The following is an 18,153-nucleotide window of genomic DNA, read 5'->3' as shown; positions in this document are numbered from 1 at the left end:
ATAGTGTTACGGCGGTCATGGCGGAGGGGAAACGCCCGGTAACATTCCGAACCCGGAAGCTAAGCCCTCCAGCGCCGATGGTACTGCACTCGTGAGGGTGTGGGAGAGTAGGACACCGCCGGACAATTCTTCATGGTTCAGGGTCACCCCCCGGTCGGGGGTGGCCCTGAACTGCATACCCGACCCAAAACACCAGCCACGACTGGCCGAAGCTAAGCGTGGTGCGCGTACCCGGGGAAGAGCCGCGGAGGCGGACCGGCCGTCAGCCCCGGGTCTGGATGGCTTCGCGGATCTGCCGGAACAGGCCGGCGGCATCGTCCACCGAACGGTTCGGGAACATCCCCATCACCGCGCTGCCGTGGTCGGCCCAGCCGCACACGGTGAAGCCCTCGGTGCCACGGGTGGTGCCACACTTCATCACGCCCCCGAGCCGGCCCGCCGACACCTCGCGCAGCCCGGCCACCTTGCCGGTCTCATCGGCCATCAACCCGAAGAGGCTGTCCAGATCCCGCTCCGGTCGCCATATCAGCGCTGTGCCGCCGAACAGCAACACCGGGGAGTCGGTCGGCCCGGCCGGATCGCGATAGACGGTGCCGAAGCTGTAGTCCAGTTCGATGTCGGCGGCGAAGCCGCTGCGCAGGTAGTCGGCGGTGCTGCGCGCCCCCTCCGAGTCGTCCCGGGTCAGGCCGGCCACGCTCTGCGGGGTGTCCAACCGGGTGTCCTTCTGCTCGGCGATCCGCCACCCCAGGGTGCCGAAGGCACCGAGGCCGCCCAACGCGACGGCGAGTGCGACGCCCAGGGCGACCCGCCGGCTGCGGAACGGCCCGGCCCCGGTGTCGGCGTCGGCCGCCGGGTCGTGGTTGCTCAGCCGGATCGGCTCGTCGGACAGGTGGACCGGTTCCGGCCCGTCGATCAGCTCGCGCTCGCTGAGATGTGCTTCGGACATGTTCGCCACCGTACGCGAGGGAGAGGTGGCGCACGTCAGGTCCGCCGAAGCGCTCCGTAGACTTTCAGGGTGACCGAGAGACTGGATGCCCGACGCCCCGACGCCCCGACCCTCGCCGGCCAGTACCAGCCCGGCGAGGTAGAGCAGCGACGGTACGAGCAGTGGGTGGCCGCCGGCCACTTCCGGGCATCGGCGGAAAGTGACAAGCCCCCCTTCGCCATCGTCATCCCGCCGCCGAACGTCACCGGCTCGCTGCACATGGGACACGCGCTCGACCACACCGTTCAGGACGCGCTGGTGCGCCGCAAGCGGATGCAGGGCCACGAGGCGCTCTGGCTGCCCGGCATGGATCACGCCGGCATCGCCACCCAGAACGTGGTCGAGCGGCAGCTCGCCGGGCAGGGGCTGTCCCGGCACGACCTCGGCCGGGACAAGTTCGTCGAGCGGGTCTGGCAGTGGAAGGCCGAATCCGGCGGCGCCATCCTCGGCCAGATGCGTCGCCTCGGCGACTCCGTCGACTGGGACCGCGAGCGCTTCACCATGGACGAGGGCCTGTCCCGCGCCGTGCAGACCATGTTCAAGAAGCTGTACGACGACGGCTTGATCTATCGGGCCAACCGGATCATCAACTGGTGCCCGCGCTGCCTCACCGCGCTGTCCGACATCGAGGTGGAGCACACCGACGACGATGGCGAACTGGTCTCGATCCGGTACAGCGACGAGGTCGTGGTAGCCACCACCCGCGCCGAGACGATGCTCGGCGACACCGCGGTGGCGGTGCACCCCGCCGACGAGCGGTACCGGCACCTCATCGGCACCGAGGTCGAGTTGCCGCTGACCGGACGCCGGATCCCGATCGTCGGCGACGAGCACGTCGACCCGGCCTTCGGCACCGGCATGGTGAAGGTGACGCCCGCGCACGACCCGAACGACTTCGAGATCGGCCAGCGGCACGACCTGCCGTCGCTCACGATCATGGATGAGCGGGGTGTCATCACCGCGCACGGCCCGTTCCAGGGGCTGGACCGGTACGAGGCCCGCCCCGCGATCGTCGCGGCGCTGCGCGAGCAGGGCCGGATCGTCGCCGAGAAGCGGCCGTACGTGCACGCGGTGGGGCACTGCTCCCGCTGCCGGACCACGGTCGAGCCGCGGCTGTCGCTGCAGTGGTTCGTCAACACCACCCCGCTGGCCAAGGCCGCCGGCGACGCCGTCCGCGACGGGCGGGTGACGATCGAGCCGGCCGAGCTGGCCAAGCGCTACTTCGCCTGGGTCGACAACATGCACGACTGGTGCATCTCCCGGCAGCTCTGGTGGGGCCACCGCATCCCCGTCTGGTACGGCCCGGACGGCGAGATCGTCTGCGTCGGCCCCGACGAGACGCCCCCCACCGGCGAGGGCTGGCGGCAGGACGAGGACGTCCTGGACACCTGGTTCTCCAGCGGCCTGTGGCCTTTCTCCACCCTCGGCTGGCCGGAGCGGACCGCCGACCTGGCGAAGTTCTACCCGACCAGCGTGCTCGTCACCGGTTACGACATCCTGTTCTTCTGGGTCGCCCGGATGATGATGTTCGGCCTGTACGCGATGGACGGGGTGCAGCCGTTCGACACGGTGGCCCTGCACGGCATGGTCCGCGACCAGCACGGCAAGAAGATGTCCAAGTCGTTCGGCAACGTGGTCGACCCGCTGGACTGGATCGACCGGTACGGCGCGGACGCCACCCGCTTCACCCTGGCCCGGGGCGCGAACCCGGGTGGCGACGTGCCGGTCAGCGAGGAGTGGTGCCAGGGCTCCCGCAACTTCTGCAACAAGCTGTGGAACGCCACCCGGTTCGCGCTGCTCAACGGCGCGCACACCGAGGGGCCGCTGCCGGCCGCCGACCAGCTGTCCACGGTCGACCGGTGGATCCTGTCCCGGCTGGCGCACGTCACCGCCGAGGTGGACGAGCAGTTCGAGGCGTACGAGTTCGCGAAGGTCTGCGACCTGCTGTACCACTTCGCCTGGGACGATGTCTGCGACTGGTACGTGGAGCTCAGCAAGCCGGTGCTCGCCGAGGGCGGCGCAGCGGCCGAGGCCACCCGCCGGGTCCTCGGGCACGTGCTGGACCAGCTGCTGCGACTGCTGCACCCGGTCATCCCGTTCGTCACCGAGGAGCTGTGGACCGCGCTCACCGGCGGCGAGACGGTCATGACGGCATCCTGGCCGGTCGCCGACCGTACCGGGATCGACGACGCCGCGGAGGCCGAGGTCGGCACCGTCCAGCGGGTGGTCACCGAGATCCGGCGGTTCCGCTCCGACCAGGGGCTGCGGCCGACGCAGCGGGTGGCGGCGCGGCTCGACGGGCTGGCGGTGGCGGGTATCGCCGGACACGAGCGGCTGATCCGCTCCCTGGTTCGGCTCGACGCCCCCGGTGACGGCTTCCAGGCCAGCGCGACCCTCGCCATGCCCGGCGAGGTCAGCGTCGAACTGGACACCCGGGGCTCGATCGACGTGGCCGCCGAGCGCGCCCGGCTCACCAAGGACCGCGCCGCCGCCGGGAAGGAGGTCGCGCAGGCCCGCGCGAAGCTGGACAACCCGGCCTTCGTGGGCAAGGCACCCGAGCACGTGGTGGCGAAGATCCGGGAACGGTTGGCGACCGCCGAGGCCGACCTTCTGCGGATCGACGCCGCGCTGGAGGCGCTTCCCTCGTGACCGACCACACCGAATTCGCCACCGTCGACGCCGAGCTGGCCAGCCGCGGCTTCACCCGCATGGCGTTCGAGCTGGACCGCATCGAGTCCCTGCTCGACCTGCTCGGCAGCCCGCAGCGGGCGTACCCGGCGATCCACCTGACCGGAACCAACGGTAAGACGTCCACGGCCCGGATGATCGACTCGCTGCTGCGGGCCTTCGGCCTGCACACCGGGCGGTACACCAGCCCGCACCTGGAAACGGTGCGGGAGCGGATCAGCCTGGACGGCGAGCCGGTCAGCGAGGAACGGTTCGTCGCGACGTACCGCGAGGTGGCGCCGCTGGCCGAACTTGTCGACCAGCGGTCGTCCGAGCCGTTGACCTACTTCGACATGACCACCGCGCTGGCCTTCGCCACGTTCGCCGACGCGCCCGTCGACGTGGCGGTGGTCGAGGTGGGGCTCGGCGGCGCGGAGGACGCCACCAACGTGCTCCAGGCCGGCGTGGCGGTGCTGACGCCGATCGGGTTGGACCACACCGAGTGGCTCGGCGACACGCTGGAGGACATCGCCCTGCACAAGGCGGGGATCATCCATCCGGGGGCCACGGTGATCTGCGCGGCGCAGGACGACGAGGCGGCCCGGCCCATCCTGGAACGCTGCGTGGAGGTGGGCGCGACCGTCGCCCGCGAGGGCTCCGAGTTCGGTGTGCTGCGCCGGGCCGTCGCCGTCGGTGGGCAGGTGCTGAGCATCCAGGGCCTCGGCGGGGTGTACGAGGAGGTGTTCGTCCCGCTGCACGGCGCGCACCAGGCGCAGAACGCGGCGGTGGCGCTCGCCGCGGTCGAGGCGTTCCTCGGCGCGGGAGCCCGGCGGCAGCTCGACGTGGAGACCGTCCGGGAAGGTTTCGCCGCAACCAGCTCGCCGGGCCGGCTGGAGAAGGTACGCAACGCGCCCACGATTCTGCTCGACGGCGCGCACAACCCGCACGGGATGGCCGCCACGGTGACCGCGTTGCAGGAGGAGTTCGCCTTCAGCAAGCTGGTCGGGGTGCTGGCGGTGCTCGCCGACAAGGACGCCACCAGCCTGCTGGAACTGCTGGAGCCGGTGCTCGACTCGATCGTGGTGACCGGCAACAGCTCGCCCCGGGCGATGCCCGCCGACGACCTGGCCGAGCTGGCCCGCGAGGTCTTCGGGCCCGAGCGGGTGCAGGTCGCCGAAGCGATGCCCGACGCCATCGAGGCGGCCGTCGCCGAGACCGAGGTGAACGTTCCCGGCGAGCTCGCCGGGGTGGGTGTGCTGATCACCGGATCGGTGGTGACCGTGGCCGACGCCCGCCGGCTCTTGAAGCGATGACCGACCCGGCCGGGAAACGCCCGGATGCCGGGCCCGAGGGTCGACGCCGCTCCGGGCTGCGCGACCCGGAGAAGGCGATGCGAGGGCTGGGCGCCGGGCTCCTCGTCCTGGAGGCGGTGGTGCTGCTGCTGGCGGTCCAGCCGATCCGGTTGGTCGGCGGGGACCTGGGCGGGCCCGCCATCGCGGCGATCGTCGCGCTGGCGGCCGCCTGTGTAGTGCTGGCCGGGATGATGCGCCGGTCGTGGGCCTGGCACGCCGGCACCGTGCTGCAGGGGTTGCTGCTGCTCTGCGGGCTGCTGCACTGGTCGCTGTTCGGGCTGGGCGTGATGTTCGGCCTGGTGTGGGCGTACGGGTTGCACGTGCGCCGGGTCGTCCTGGGCTGAGCGGGCCGGGCCGTCGGCGTACCGGCGGTCCGGCCGGGTCACGCCTCGGCGCGTTCCCGCCACTGGGTCAGCGCGACGCCGTGGCCGTCCGGGTCACGGAAGGCGGCGGCCCAGACCTCCAGCCGGCTGCCCCGGTTGACCACCCGGGGTGCGTACGTGAACCTGACGCCGGAGTCCTTGAGTCGGTGGTAGGCGGCGTCGATGTCGTCGACCTCCAGGTTGACGTGCACCAGCCGGCGGCTGACCGGGGCGGCCTCGGTGATCTCGCGCAGTACCAGCCGGGTGCCGCCGGAGGCGAGCACCGCGTTGCCGGAGCCCCGGTCGACCTCGGTGAAGCCGAGCGACCGGTAGAAATCCAGCGAGCGGGACAGGTCGGTGACCAACAGGGTCAGGCCGACGCCGCTGATCGGAGCGGTGCCGTCCGTCGGCTCCGCCTCCGGGTCGTACCCGAAAATCGCTTCGTCCAGCTCGTCCAGCTCGTCCAGCTCGTCCGGGTCGATCCGGTCCGTCGACCGCGGATCGTCCAGCGCGACGTCGACCGGGTCGTCGAACGGGCCGGCCGTCGGCGCGTCGAAGCGTTCCTCGGCGGGCGGCCGGGGCGCGGGGGTGGCCCGGTGGGGCAGCCCGGTCTGCGGCTGCTCGACGAGGATGCCCTCCAGCACCACCGGCCCGCCGGGCCGTTGGTGGACCACCACCGGCTCCCGCTGCTCGGGCGTCACCGGCGCGCCCAGCGGGTCGCCGAGCGGGTCGGCCGGCGGCGGGTCGCGGAACTCGTCGCGCAGGTCGTCGTGGAGGTCGTCGTCGGCCGGGCGGCCGACCCACGGCGGGTCCTCCTGCGCGATCAGCACATCCTCGACCGGTTCGGTGCCGGCGTACTCCGGGGGCAGGTCGGCCGCGACGGCGCTTTCGGCGTGGGTGGGCACCTCGTCCCAGAGCACCCGGATGTGCCGCTGGTCGTCCAGCGCCACCCGGATCGGCAGGGCCTGCCCGAGCGACGGCCACTTCGCCACCGGTACCCGCGGCTCGATGATTTTCTTGGAGCGGGGCGGCATGCCGGGCGCGTCGATCACCAGCTGGAGTTCACAGCGGCCGAAGGCGTACTGGGTGGGCGGTTCGGAGGCGCTGTGCACGTGCCCCACACCGACCACCCAGGTGCGCCCGCCGCCGCGTACGGTGGCCAGGGCGACGGCCAACACCAGCAGGGCCACGCCGAGGGCCACGATCGCCCAGCTCGTCATGCCGAGGCCGAACAGCACGATGAACGTGGCCACGGTGCCCAGCACCGCGGCGATCAGCTTGCGTACCGGTGCGATGGGACGGTTTCCGCCATTCGCCACAGTGGACCTCCCGGGGGTCATGGCCAGGCTAGGCCGATCCGGCAACCGAGGGAAGGAACAGCCGCCGGGCCGACACCGGGACCGGGTCGGTAGGCTGACCGTACCCAGCCCGACCGTCTTGTGCGCACAGGAGGAACCCAGCGTGTCCAGCAGCCCGGACGAGCGCACGCTCGTACTGATCAAGCCTGACGCGGTCCGCCGGGGCCTGGTCGGTGAGATCATCTCCCGTTTCGAGCGCAAGGGCCTGCGGATCGACGCCATGCAGACGCGGACGCTGGACGGCGACTTCGCCGACCAGCACTACGCCGAGCATGTGGACAAGCCGTTCTACCCGCCGCTGAAGGCGTTCATGACCAGTGGGCCGCTGGTGGCGCTGGTGCTCGCCGGTGACCAGGTGATCGAGGTGGTCCGGGGCATGATCGGCGTCACCGACGGCCGTCGGGCCGCCGCCGGCACCATCCGCGGCGACCTGGCCCTGTCGAACCGGGAGAACCTGGTGCACGCCTCGGACTCGGTCGACAGCGCCAAGCGGGAGATCGTGCTCTGGTTCCCCGGGCTGGGCTGAGCCGTCACCACGCCCGGGCCGGTGATCCGGCCCGGGCGTCGTCGTGTCCGCAAGCTCAGACCTCGGCCGGGGGCTGGGCGCGGGTGGTCACCGCGATCCGGTTCCACACGTTGATGACGCTGATCGCCATCATCAGATCGACCAGCTCCTTCTGCGACCACACCTTCGCCGCGTCGTCCCAGACGTCGTCGGGGACGCCGTGCTCGCCGAGGCGGGTGACCGCGTCGGTGAGCGCCAGCGCGGTCCGCTCCCGCTCGTCGAAGAACGGTGCCTCCCGCCAGGCGGCCACCGCGAACAGCCGCCGGTTCGACTCGCCCGCCGCGAGCGCCTCGCGGCTGTGCATGTCGACGCAGAACGCGCAGCCGTTCAAAATCGACGCCCGCAGCTTGACCAGTTCCAGCACGGTGTGCTCGACGTTCGCCCGAACGTAGCGCTCCAGCCCCAGCACCGCCTGGTACGCCTCCGGCGCCACCTCGGCCACGTTGATTCGCTGCATGACAACCTCCCCTGTCGATGTCGGACACGGACCCGACGAGCCGGCGGCACCCGGCGTGACGGCACAGGGGTGTGACCCTGGTCATGCGGCACGACAGTCGCCGTTCCCACTGCGGTCACCCGGGTCGCGACCGCCGGTCATGTCGGCTCGGTAGACCGACGGGGTCAGTCCCCGATCCGGGAGGAAAGATGACCGAGCTTGATCGACGTACGCTGCTGCGAGCCGGCCTGGTGGCAGGCGCGGGAGTCGCCGGCGGTGCGCTTCTCGGCGGAGCCGGCGCGGCCGCCCGCGTGCCCGGCGCGCCCGGGTGGCGCCCGTCGGGCCGCCCCGTGCTGAGCCATGGGGTGCAGAGCGGCGACGTGTCCGCCGAATCGGCCGTGGTGTGGACCCGGGCGGACCGGCCGGGCCGGATGCTGGTGGAGGTGAGCCGGCGGCCGGACCTGCGCGGGGCCCGGCGGCTGCGTGGGCCGGTGCTGGACCCGACCAGGGACTTCACCGGGAAGGTGCGGCTGCGCGGCTTGCCCTGCGGCGAGCGCCTGTACTACCGGGTGCGGGTGGAGAGCCTGGACCGGCCGGGGCTGGTCAGCGAGCCGCTCACCGGGTCGCTGCGCACCGCCCCCGGTGGGCGGGAGCGCCGCGACGTGCGGTTCGTCTGGACCGGCGACATCGCCGGGCAGGGCTGGGGAATCGCACCCGACTTCGGCGGCATGTCGATCTTCGCCGCGATGCGGGCCGCCCGCCCCGACTTCTTCCTGTGCAGCGGTGACACGGTATACGCCGACGGCCCGCTGACCGAGACCGTGACGCTGCCGGACGGGCGGGTCTGGCGGAACCTGGTGACGCCGGAGAAGAGCAAGGTCGCCGAGACGCTGGCCGAGTTCCGGGGCCAGTACGCGTACAACCTGCTCGACGAGCACCTGCGCGCGTTCGTCGCCGAGGTGCCGCAGGTCAACCAGTGGGACGACCACGAGGTAACCAACAACTGGTACCCGGGTGAGGTGCTGACCGACGCCCGGTACACCGAGAAGCGGGTCGACGTGCTCGCCGCCCGCGCCCGGCAGGCCTTCGACGAGTGGCTGCCCACCCCGGTTCGCGGCCCGCTGTACCGGCGGCTGCCGTACGGGCCGCTGCTGGACGTCTTCGTCCTCGACATGCGGACCTGGAAGGACCCGAACGACGGCAACACGTACCCCGACCCGGGTCGGGGCCTGCTCGGCCGCGAGCAGCGGGAGTGGCTGATCCGGGAGCTGACCCGCTCGCGGGCGACCTGGAAGGTGATCGCGATCGACCTGCCGCTCGGTCTGGTGGTGCCGGACGGTTCGGCCGCCCTGGAGGGCGTGGCCCAGGGCGACCCGGGCGTGCCGGCGGGTCGGGAGCTGGAGTTCGCGCAGGTGCTCGCCGCGGCACACCGGGCCGGGGTGACCGGGATCGTGTTCCTCACCGCCGACGTGCACTACACCGCGGCGCACCACTACGACCCGGCGCGGGCAGCGGTCGCCGACTTCACGCCGTTCTGGGAGTTCGTCTCCGGCCCGGCGCACGCCGGCGCGTTCGGCCCGAACCGCCTCGACGGCACGTTCGGTCCGAGGGCCGTGTTCGTGCACGCGCCGCCACGTGCCAACATCTCACCCGCGGAGGGCTTCCAGCACTTCGGTGAGGTGAACATCGACGCCGCAAGCCGCGCCCTCACGGTCCACCTGCGCGACCGTGACGGTCGCTCCCTGTGGACCACCACCCTGCCGGCCCCGTAAATCCGCCCCGACCCCGGCGGCTGGTCACGATGGGGTCGACGGCTTGCCGTCGACCCCATCGTGACCGGTGCCCGGTGGGCTCAGAGGGTGTCCAGCGAGGCGTGGCGACGGGACTCGGCCTCGAAGAGCTTCAGCAGGGCGGCGGCGAGGACCGCGTACGCCAGGCCGACCGCCGCCTCCGCCACCAGCGGGGCCGCCGCCGCGGACAGACCGTCACCGGCCGCGAGGCGGCGGGCGGCCTCGGCCGCGTGGGTGATCGGGAGGAACTGGCCCGCCAGGCGCATCCCGGCCGGAAGTTCGGCGGCCGGCACATTCACGCCGGTGAGCAGGAGCAGCAGCGCCACCGACACGTTGGACACCAGCCAGACGTCGCGGAAGCGCAGGCCCAGCGCACCCAGGGCCAGGCCGAAGAAACCACAGGACAGCGCCGCCACGGCGAGGGTGAGCAGCAGGGCCGGCAGCGCCGACCCGGGTATCCGCAGACCGAGCAGGAACGCGGCTGCGCCCAGCGTGGTCACCGCGATGAGCAGGCCGTTGCCGGCGTACGGCAGAGCCCGGCCGAGGAAGATCGCCGTGCGGCTGCGCGGCGACAGCAGCACGTGCCCGAGGGTGCCGAAGCGCCGCTCGTTCGACACCGCCATGGTGCCGCCGAACACGCACGCCAGCGACGCGGCCAGCACCGCGTTACCGACGATGTAGAAGCGGTCGTCGGCGACCCCGAGCTGCCGGCCCAGGTACGCGAAGAACAGCAACTGGAACAGCGGTCCGACGAGCAGGGTGCCGACGAACATCGCCGGGGTGGTCCAGTTGAACAGCGCCCGGTAGGCGATCACGCCACCGGTGCCCACCAGCCGGAACAGGTCGGTCATCGTCGCTCCTCAGGCCAGCGCCAGCGTGGCGGCGGCCCGCGCCCGCCGCTCGACGTACGTCATCATCAGCGCGCCGGCCGCCAGGCAGCCGATGCTGATCGCCAGGCAGACGCCGAGCGACGGCCAGACCGCACCGCTGCCGGTGGCGGCCTCGCGGACCGCCCGGGCGCCCCACGTGGTGGGTAGTACCGCCGCGATCGGGCCGGTCCACCCGGGCAGCACCGTGATCGGCACGAGCATCCCGGAGACCAGCCAGATGGGGTACTCCAGCGTGTTGGTCAGCGCGTTGGCGTTGCGCAGCAGCACGAACGTCGACGCCAGCAGCAGACCGAACATGCCCAGCCCGACGACGCAGCCGGGCACCGCCACGGCGAACGCGACCGGATCGGCGAAGTCCAGCGGGATGCCGTAGAGCAACCGGCCCCACAACAGGGTGGCGGCCATGGCGTAGGTGCCGGTGAGTGCGGTGGCCAGCGTGATCGGCAGGATCACCAACGCGGGTGGCCGGGGCGCCAACATGATCATCTCCAGGGTGCCCAGCCAGCGTTGGTTCTGGATCGCCCCGCCCGAGCCGAACAGCACCGACGACCAGACGCCCATCAGGCCCGCGCCGACCGCCGCCTCCAGCATTCGGCCCGGCTCGCCGCCGGCCCGGAACAGGTAGACCGCCAGGGTGGCCTGTACCACCGGGACGATCAGCGCGGTGGCGATCTCGAACGGCGACCGGCTGAGCTGCTTGGCGTGCAGCAACGCACCGACTGCGATCATCCGCAGGGTCCTCACGCCGGCACCGCCTCGGCGGCCCGGCGCCCGTCCACCCGGTTGACGATCGCCACGTACGCGTCCTCCAGGGTGGGCTGCCGGGCGGTCACCCGGCCCAGCCGGACGCCGTCCAGCGCCCGCAGCACGTCGGCCTGCACGTCGACCCGCGCGTCGGACTGCACGGCGAGCACCTGCGCGGCCCCGACCACCTCCAGGCTCGCCTCCCGCACCCCGGGCAGGGCATGGATGACCGCCAGCCGGTCATCGGTCACCCCGTACGCCTCCACCTCCAGCACCCGCCGGCCGTCGGCGTGGTGCCGCAGCTCCGCCGGGGTGCCGAGGGCCTGGATCCGGCCGCCGGCGATCACCGCGATCCGGCCGCACAGCTCGTCCGCCTCGGCCATGTAGTGCGTCGTCAGCAGGACGGTGGTGCCGGTGGCGGCCAGCTCGGCGACGGTCTGCCGCAGCTCCCGGGCGGCCACCGGGTCCACACCGATCGACGGTTCGTCCAGGAAGAGCACCCGTGGCCGGTGCAGCAGCCCCCGGGCGATGTGCAGCCGCTGCCGCATACCCCGCGAGTAGCTCTCGACCCGCTCGTTCTCCCGGCCGGTCAACCGGACCAGCTCCAGCAGCTCGGCGATACGCCGCTTCTGCTCCCGGCCCGGCACGCCGTACAGCTCGGCGAAGTACCGCAGGTTGTCCCGCGCGGAGAGTCGGTCGTAGAGGCCCCGGTCACCGCCGAAGACGTACCCGATCCGGCGGCGTACCTCCCGGGTCTGCCCGACCACGTCGAAGCCGCAGATCCGGGCCGTCCCGGCGGTCGGGATGAGCAGGGTGTTCAGCAGTTTGATGGTGGTCGTCTTGCCAGCGCCGTTCGGGCCCAGCAGGCCGAACAGCTCCCCGTTGCCGACCGTCAGGTCGACGCCGCGGACCGCCTGCACCTCCCGGCGCTGGGGGCGCAACCATCCCGTGCGGCTGCGGTAGGTGCGGCGCAACCCGCTCGCCTCGATCGCGTACTCGCTCATGACGGGAGGCTAGGGGCGGCGGGATGGACGGGGAAACGAATTCGGATCGGACCGAATGCTCAGGCAGAGGCGGTCAGCGGTTCGTCGCCGATGAGCTGGACCAGGGCCAGGCCGGCCGGCTCCAGGCCGTAGAGCACCCGCCGCCCGACCCGACGGCGATGCACCACCCCGGCGTTGAGCAGCGCGGCGAGCTGCTCGGAGACGGTGCTCGGCGCCAGCTGAAGGGTCGCGGCGAGGCCGGCGGTGGTGGCCGGCCGGATGAGCGCCCGCAGCACCTGGGCCCGCCCCCGCCCGACCAGCACAGCGAGCCGATCGGTGCCGTTGGACGCCGCCGGGGCGGGCGCGTTCTCGGCCAGCAGCGCGGCACCCCGCGCCTGGTAGGAGACGGCGACGACCTCCGGATGGTCGGTGGAGCAGGCGAGCGCACCCCGGGAGAAGATCAACGGGATCAGCAGCAGCCGCTGGTTCACCGCCTCGAACCGCTGCTCCAGCGGCTTGACCAGGCTCAGCACCGGCTTCTCCCAGCGCACCCGCTCGTGCAGGTCGCCCAGCAGCGCGTCCGGACCGTCGGCGGCGAGCGTGCGGGCCCGGTGCAGCACCTCCTCGTCCAACGCCGCCCGCATCGGCGGCCACCAGGGCGCGATCGCCGCGTCCCAGTACGCCTGGATGCCGTCGGCGAGCCGGTCCAGGGCCGCCTGCCGGTCGGTGACGAACCGGCGCAGCCAGGCGGGCACGTCATCGGGGTGGTGGTAACGGGAAATCTGCTCCGCGATCACCTCGGCCGGCGTCGAGCGCAGCTCGGCGAGCTGCTGGGCCAGGGTCGGCGCGGCCGACGTGGGGACCGGGCTGAGGAAGTCCGGGGCCCGGGAGCCGATGGTCAGCAACCGGGCCGGCCCGGTCGCCGGCACCTCGGCGAGCACCCGTCGGGCGTGCCGGGCCCAGCCGGTGTACGGCCAGGGCGCCTCGCCCGGGTTGCGGTGCAGCAGGTACAGGCTGGTCATCACCTCCCAGAGCGGGCTGGTGGCGATCCGGGTGCGGGCCACCGTCGGCTCGTCCAACTCGATCCGGATCACCTGCCCAGCCTAGGGCGCGGCCGGTGGGCGGGATTACTCGGCGGCGGGCCCGGCGACGGGTCGAGTATCGTTGAGCACCGTAAGGCGATGACCCGGCCATCACCGGCGAGCCTCCGGAAGAACAGCCGGCTCACCCCGGCCCAGTAGAACCGGACGGGTCCGGCCCGTCACAGCCGGCCAACGAGCGGGCGGTCGATCCTGACCGTCAAGCGGGGTGGTACCGCGGGCCTCGCCCGGGGCGCCGGTGACGGCGTACCCGTGGGGCTCGTCCTCGCAGACCCACACGAGTGAGCTGCTGCTGAGGAGAGCGACCCCCGATGGTCTATCCGTTGCACGACCCGACCGCCGCCGGCGTCCCGGCGAGCCCGGACCTGCCCGCGGTCGAGCGCCGGGTCCTCGAACACTGGACCGCCGACAAGACCTTCGAGGCGTCCGTCGAGGCGCGGCCGGCGTCCCGCCGGCAATCGGACAGCACCGGCGGCGGCGCGGGCGCCGCCGACAACGAGTACGTCTTCTACGACGGCCCGCCGTTCGCCAACGGACTGCCGCACTACGGCCACCTGTTCACCGGGTACGTCAAGGACGTGGTGCCGCGCTACCAGACCATGCGGGGGCGGCGGGTGGAGCGGCGGTTCGGCTGGGACTGCCACGGCCTGCCCGCCGAGGTGGTCGCCGAGAAGCAGCTCGGCATCACCAGCAAGGCGGAGATCCTCGACCTCGGGGTGGCCCGGTTCAACGAGGCGTGCCGTACCTCGGTGCTGGAGTTCACCCAGGACTGGGAGCGCTACGTCACCCGGCAGGCCCGCTGGGTCGACTTCGGCAACGACTACAAGACCCTCGACCTGGACTACATGGAAAGCGTCATGTGGGCCTTCAAGACCCTGTACGACAAGGGGCTGGTCTACGAGGGCTTCCGGGTGCTGGCGTACTGCTGGCGGTGCGAGACGCCGCTGTCGAACACCGAGACCCGGATGGACGACGTCTACCGGGACCGGCACGACCCGACCCTGTCGGTGTGGTTCACGCTCACCCCCGACGACGACGCGCCGGAACTGCTGCGGGGGCCGGTGCGCCTCGGCGTCTGGACCACCACGCCGTGGACCCTGCCGTCGAACCTGGCGCTCGCCGTCGGCCCGGACATCGAGTACGCGGTGCTGGAGCGCGACGGGCAGCGGTACGTCGTCGGTGCCGCCCGGCTCGCCGCGTACGCCAAGGAACTGGACGGGTACGAGCAGGTCGGCGTCGTGCGCGGTGCGGACCTGGCCGGCCGCCGCTACACCCCGCTGTACGACTTCCTCGTCGCGCAGGCCGGGGAGAACGCCTACCAGGTGCTCGGCGCGGACTTCGTCACCACCGAGGACGGCACCGGTGTCGTCCACCTGGCCCCGGCCTTCGGCGAGGACGACCAGAACGTCTGCAACGCCGCCGGCATCCCGACCGTCGTCACGGTGGACGACCACACCCGGTTCACCGCCCTGGTCCCGCCCTATCAGGGTGAGCAGGTCTTCGACGTCAACAAGCCGGTGATCCGGGAGCTGAAGGAGCGGGGGGTGGTGTTCCGGCAGGACACCTACACCCACTCCTACCCGCACTGCTGGCGCTGCGACACCCCGCTGGTCTACAAGGCCGTGTCGTCCTGGTTCGTGGCGGTGACGAGGTTCAAGGACCGGATGGTCGAGCTGAACCAGCAGATCAACTGGACGCCCGGGCACATCAAGGACGGCTCGTTCGGCAAGTGGCTGGCCAACGCCCGGGACTGGTCGATCAGCCGGAACCGGTTCTGGGGCTCGCCGATCCCGGTGTGGCGCTCCGACGACCCGGCCTACCCGCGCGTCGACGTCTACGGCTCGCTGGAAGAGATCGAGCGGGACTTCGGCGTACGCCTGACCGACCTGCACCGGCCGGCGGTGGACGACCTGGTCCGTCCCAACCCGGACGACCCGACCGGGCGATCGATGATGCGCCGGGTGCCGGAGGTGCTGGACTGCTGGTTCGAGTCCGGTTCGATGCCGTTCGCCCAGGTGCACTACCCGTTCGAGAACCGCGACTGGTTCGAGCACCACTACCCGGGCGACTTCATCGTCGAGTACATCGGGCAGACCCGCGGCTGGTTCTACACCATGCACGTGCTGGCCACCGCGCTGTTCGACCGGCCGGCGTTCCGCAACTGCCTCAGCCACGGCATCCTGCTCGGCTCCGACGGGCGCAAGATGTCCAAGAGCCTGCGCAACTACCCGGACGTCTACCACGTGTTCGACTCCTACGGGTCGGACGCGATGCGGTGGATGCTGATGTCCTCGCCGGTGCTGCGCGGCGGCGACATGCCGGTGACCGAGGCGGGCATCCGGGACGCGGTGCGGCAGGTGCTGCTGCCGCTGTGGAACGTCTGGTACTTCTTCTCGCTCTACGCCAACGCGGACGGCTACCGGGCGAAGCGGACGACCGACGCCGTGCCGGCCGGTGGCGGCGAGGCCGCCGGCAACCTGCTCGACCGGTACGTGCTGGCGAAGACGCGCGAGCTGGTGTCGACGGTGCAGGCGCAGATGGACGCGTACGACATCTCCGGCGCCTGCGCCACCGTCCGGTCCTACCTGGACGCGCTGACCAACTGGTACGTGCGCCGTTCCCGGGACCGGTTCTGGTCCGGCGACGCCGACGCGTTCGACACCCTGTGGACGGTGCTGGAGACGCTGTGCCGGGTGGTGGCGCCGCTGGCGCCGCTGACCGCCGAGGAGATCTGGCGGGGGCTGACCGGCGAGCGGTCGGTGCACCTGACCGACTGGCCGTCCGCTGAGGAGTTCCCGGCCGACCACGACCTGGTGGCGGCGATGGACGCCGTGCGGGACGTCTGCTCGGTGGCGCTGTCGCTGCGCAAGGCCAAGGGGCTGCGGGTCCGGCTGCCGTTGTCGAGGCTGACCGTGGCGTCGCCGGTGGCGGGGCAGCTGCGGCCGTTCGCCGACCTGGTCGCCGACGAGGTCAACGTCAAGGCGGTGGAGTTCACCGACGAGGTGCAGCAGCACTGCCAGCAGGTGTTGACCGTGGTGCCCCGGGCGCTCGGCCCGCGGGTCGGCAAGGCCGTCCAGCAGGTCATCAAGGCGGTCAAGGCGGGGGAGTGGGAGTTGGTCGACGGCACCCCGGTCGCCGCCGGGGTGCCCCTCGCCGAGGGCGAGTACGAGCTGCGCCTGGTCGCCGCCGACGCCGAGCACTCCGCGCCGTTGCCCGGCGGTGAGGGCGTGGTGGTGCTGGACACCGAGGTCACTCCGGAGTTGGCCGCGGAAGGGCTGGCCCGGGACGTGGTCCGGGTGGTGCAGCAGGCCCGCCGGGATGCCGACCTGGACGTGTCGGACCGGATCGTGGTGGCGCTGTCGGCCGGCGAGGAGGTCCGCGCGGCGGTGTCGGCGTACCGGGACTTCGTGGCTCGGGAGGTGCTGGCCGACAGCGTCGACCTCGTCGAGGGTGTCGACGGCTTTGCCGGCGAGGTCGGCGAGGGTGAGCGGGTGACGGTGGTGGTGCGGCGGGTGTGACCTGCCGACGGGTGGTCCGCCGGCGGGTCGCGCCGGGGGACCACCCGTCGGGCGGGCGGCTACCCGCTGGGGTGGACGGGCAGCGGTCCGCTACCGTGACACCGCCTGTTCGTACGCGACCGCCGGAGGACCAGTGCCCCTGCTCTACACCATCGGCAAGCTCACCGTGGCGCCCGCGCTCCGGTTGGCGTTCCGCCCGACCGTGGAGGGGTTGGAGCACATCCCGGAGACCGGCGGAGCGATCTTCGCCGGCAACCACCTCTCCGTCGCCGACGAACTGTTCCTCGGCACCGTGGTCCCCCGTCACCTGGCGTTCTGGGCCAAGTCGGAGTACTTCAACGGCTCCGGGGTGAAGGGGGCGTTGTCGAAGTTCGTCCTCACCGGTTTGGGCGCGATCCCGGTGGAGCGGGCCGGTGGACGGGCGGCACTGTCCGCGTTCGACGCGGCCATTCCCGCGCTGCGGGCGGGGGAGCTGGTGGCGGTCTATCCGGAAGGGACGCGTTCGCCGGACGGGCGGCTCTACCGGGGGCGCACCGGCGCGGCCCGGCTCGCCGTGGCGGCCGGTGTGCCGATCGTCCCGGTCGGCATGGTCGGCACCGACAAGGCCCAGCCCATCGGGGTCCGGGTGCCCCGGCCGGGCAAAGCGAAGATCATCATCCGGTTCGGCAAGCCACTGGACTTCACCGGCCGCCCGGACGACCGCACCTCGTTGCGCGCGATGACCGACGAGTTGATGGCCGAGATCCAGAAGCTCACCGGCCAGGAGTACGTCCCCCGCTACGCCCCCAGGCGCGGCGAACCGGGCTGACCCGCCTGCGGGGGTCTGCTGGTCGGGTCGGCCCACGGTTGGGCACGCCGCGCCCGGCGCTACCCGTTGGTGACGATCTGACCGCGCAACACCTCCAGCAGGCGGGCGCTGTCGTCGACGGAGAGCCGGGTGAAGACCGCGGTGGTGATGCTGCCGTGGTCGACCGAGGTGCAGACCACCACGCCACCGTCGGTGTGACCCTTGGCACAACGGGCGTGCCGGCCCCGGACCCCGGTCTCCACCGGCTCCGAGGGGTCCAGCCGGTAGGTGTCGGTCAGCCGGGTCATCTCATCCTCGGCGTCCGCCTCGGGGCTGAGCCGGAAGCCGGTGGTGCCGAAGACCGTCACCCGCTTGCCGTCCCCGGTGTCGTAGACGCCGGCGAAGACGTCCTCGGCGAGCAGGTTCGCCTCACGTACCTCGGTGGTCAACTGGTTGGCGGTGGCCTTGCTGCGCGCGTCGTCGCGCAGCGTCAGGTCGGCCACCAGCGGTGGCAGCGTCGCATCGGCCGGATACTGCTCCCACATCGGCTTGCCGAACCAGGCCGGGCAGCCGCAGCAGCAGGCCAGGCTGAGCAGCAGTACCCACGGCCAGCGGC

Annotated in this window: 14 protein-coding genes, 1 rRNA gene and 1 pseudogene; 8 read left to right on the top strand and 8 right to left on the bottom strand. The window is 72.1% G+C overall.

The window, feature by feature from the left end:
* Window positions 1-7: 7 nt before the first annotated feature.
* Window positions 8-124, top strand: a 5S ribosomal RNA gene (gene rrf, locus E1166_RS21475).
* Between the two features lie 138 nt (window positions 125-262).
* Here rrf and E1166_RS21470 read toward each other — a convergent pair.
* Window positions 263-946 (bottom strand): hypothetical protein, encoded by a 684-nt coding sequence (locus E1166_RS21470; protein WP_132341418.1) that lies wholly within the window; start codon window positions 944-946, stop codon window positions 263-265.
* Window positions 947-1,015: 69 nt separating this feature from the next.
* Between E1166_RS21470 and E1166_RS21465 the strand changes: the two genes are divergently transcribed.
* From E1166_RS21465 to E1166_RS21455, 3 genes are read left to right on the top strand one after another with little or no spacing between them, the layout of a single operon-like run.
* Window positions 1,016-3,634, top strand: a complete 2,619-nt coding sequence (locus E1166_RS21465) for a valine--tRNA ligase (RefSeq protein ID WP_132341416.1) — start codon at window positions 1,016-1,018, stop codon at window positions 3,632-3,634.
* A complete protein-coding gene (locus tag E1166_RS21460; protein ID WP_132341414.1) occupies window positions 3,631-4,965 on the top strand; it encodes a folylpolyglutamate synthase/dihydrofolate synthase family protein in 1,335 nt (444 codons plus the stop codon). Before E1166_RS21465 ends, E1166_RS21460 begins: the two co-directional genes overlap by 4 nt.
* Window positions 4,962-5,348, top strand: a complete 387-nt coding sequence (locus E1166_RS21455) for a DUF4233 domain-containing protein (protein ID WP_132341412.1) — start codon at window positions 4,962-4,964, stop codon at window positions 5,346-5,348. The genes E1166_RS21460 and E1166_RS21455 overlap by 4 nt, the downstream gene beginning before the upstream one ends.
* A 38-nt stretch (window positions 5,349-5,386) precedes the next feature.
* Here the strand turns inward: E1166_RS21455 and E1166_RS21450 are convergent, their stop codons facing one another.
* The gene (locus E1166_RS21450) at window positions 5,387-6,685 is read right to left on the bottom strand and encodes a VOC family protein (RefSeq protein ID WP_132341410.1); all 1,299 of its coding nucleotides are present in this window, start codon (window positions 6,683-6,685) and stop codon (window positions 5,387-5,389) included.
* A 142-nt stretch (window positions 6,686-6,827) separates the two neighbouring features.
* Between E1166_RS21450 and ndk the strand changes: the two genes are divergently transcribed.
* A complete protein-coding gene (ndk, locus tag E1166_RS21445) occupies window positions 6,828-7,250 on the top strand; it encodes a nucleoside-diphosphate kinase (protein ID WP_132341408.1) in 423 nt (140 codons plus the stop codon).
* Between the two features lie 55 nt (window positions 7,251-7,305).
* On the opposite strand, the gene E1166_RS21440 is transcribed toward ndk, so the two are convergent.
* A complete protein-coding gene (locus E1166_RS21440; RefSeq protein WP_132341406.1) occupies window positions 7,306-7,746 on the bottom strand; it encodes a carboxymuconolactone decarboxylase family protein in 441 nt (146 codons plus the stop codon).
* Window positions 7,747-7,934: 188 nt separating this feature from the next.
* On the opposite strand from E1166_RS21440, the gene E1166_RS21435 reads away from it, so the two are divergent.
* Complete coding sequence (locus tag E1166_RS21435) at window positions 7,935-9,497, top strand: alkaline phosphatase D family protein (RefSeq protein ID WP_132341404.1); 1,563 nt, start codon at window positions 7,935-7,937, stop codon at window positions 9,495-9,497.
* Window positions 9,498-9,577: 80 nt separating this feature from the next.
* On the opposite strand, the gene E1166_RS21430 is transcribed toward E1166_RS21435, so the two are convergent.
* Genes E1166_RS21430 through E1166_RS21415 form a run of 4 tightly spaced genes read right to left on the bottom strand, consistent with a single transcriptional unit; the run spans window position 9,578 to window position 13,226 of the window.
* The gene (locus tag E1166_RS21430; RefSeq protein ID WP_132341402.1) at window positions 9,578-10,366 is read right to left on the bottom strand and encodes an ABC transporter permease; all 789 of its coding nucleotides are present in this window, start codon (window positions 10,364-10,366) and stop codon (window positions 9,578-9,580) included.
* A 9-nt stretch (window positions 10,367-10,375) separates the two neighbouring features.
* Window positions 10,376-11,134, bottom strand: coding sequence for an ABC transporter permease (locus tag E1166_RS21425; RefSeq protein WP_132341400.1), 759 nt, complete (start codon window positions 11,132-11,134; stop codon window positions 10,376-10,378).
* Between the two features lie 11 nt (window positions 11,135-11,145).
* On the bottom strand, window positions 11,146-12,153 hold the full coding sequence (locus E1166_RS21420) for an ABC transporter ATP-binding protein (RefSeq protein ID WP_132341398.1): 1,008 nt from the start codon (window positions 12,151-12,153) through the stop codon (window positions 11,146-11,148).
* Between the two features lie 59 nt (window positions 12,154-12,212).
* Window positions 12,213-13,226 (bottom strand): ArsR family transcriptional regulator, encoded by a 1,014-nt coding sequence (locus tag E1166_RS21415; protein ID WP_132341396.1) that lies wholly within the window; start codon window positions 13,224-13,226, stop codon window positions 12,213-12,215.
* 317 nt (window positions 13,227-13,543) lie between these two features.
* Between E1166_RS21415 and ileS the strand changes: the two genes are divergently transcribed.
* Entirely contained in the window at window positions 13,544-16,750 is a 3,207-nt protein-coding gene (gene ileS / locus E1166_RS21410; protein WP_132341394.1) for an isoleucine--tRNA ligase, read from the top strand.
* Between the two features lie 133 nt (window positions 16,751-16,883).
* Window positions 16,884-17,558 (top strand): lysophospholipid acyltransferase family protein, encoded by a 675-nt coding sequence (locus tag E1166_RS21405; protein ID WP_132341392.1) that lies wholly within the window; start codon window positions 16,884-16,886, stop codon window positions 17,556-17,558.
* Between the two features lie 59 nt (window positions 17,559-17,617).
* Here E1166_RS21405 and E1166_RS21400 read toward each other — a convergent pair.
* Window positions 17,618-18,153 (bottom strand): annotated as a pseudogene (locus tag E1166_RS21400) (hypothetical protein); the annotation flags it as partial.

It is taken from the genome of Micromonospora sp. KC213, from assembly GCF_004348325.1.
Lineage (GTDB): Bacteria > Actinomycetota > Actinomycetes > Mycobacteriales > Micromonosporaceae > Micromonospora.
Note: the sequence above shows the minus strand (reverse complement) of the source record. Positions and strands in the feature narration are given on the sequence as shown.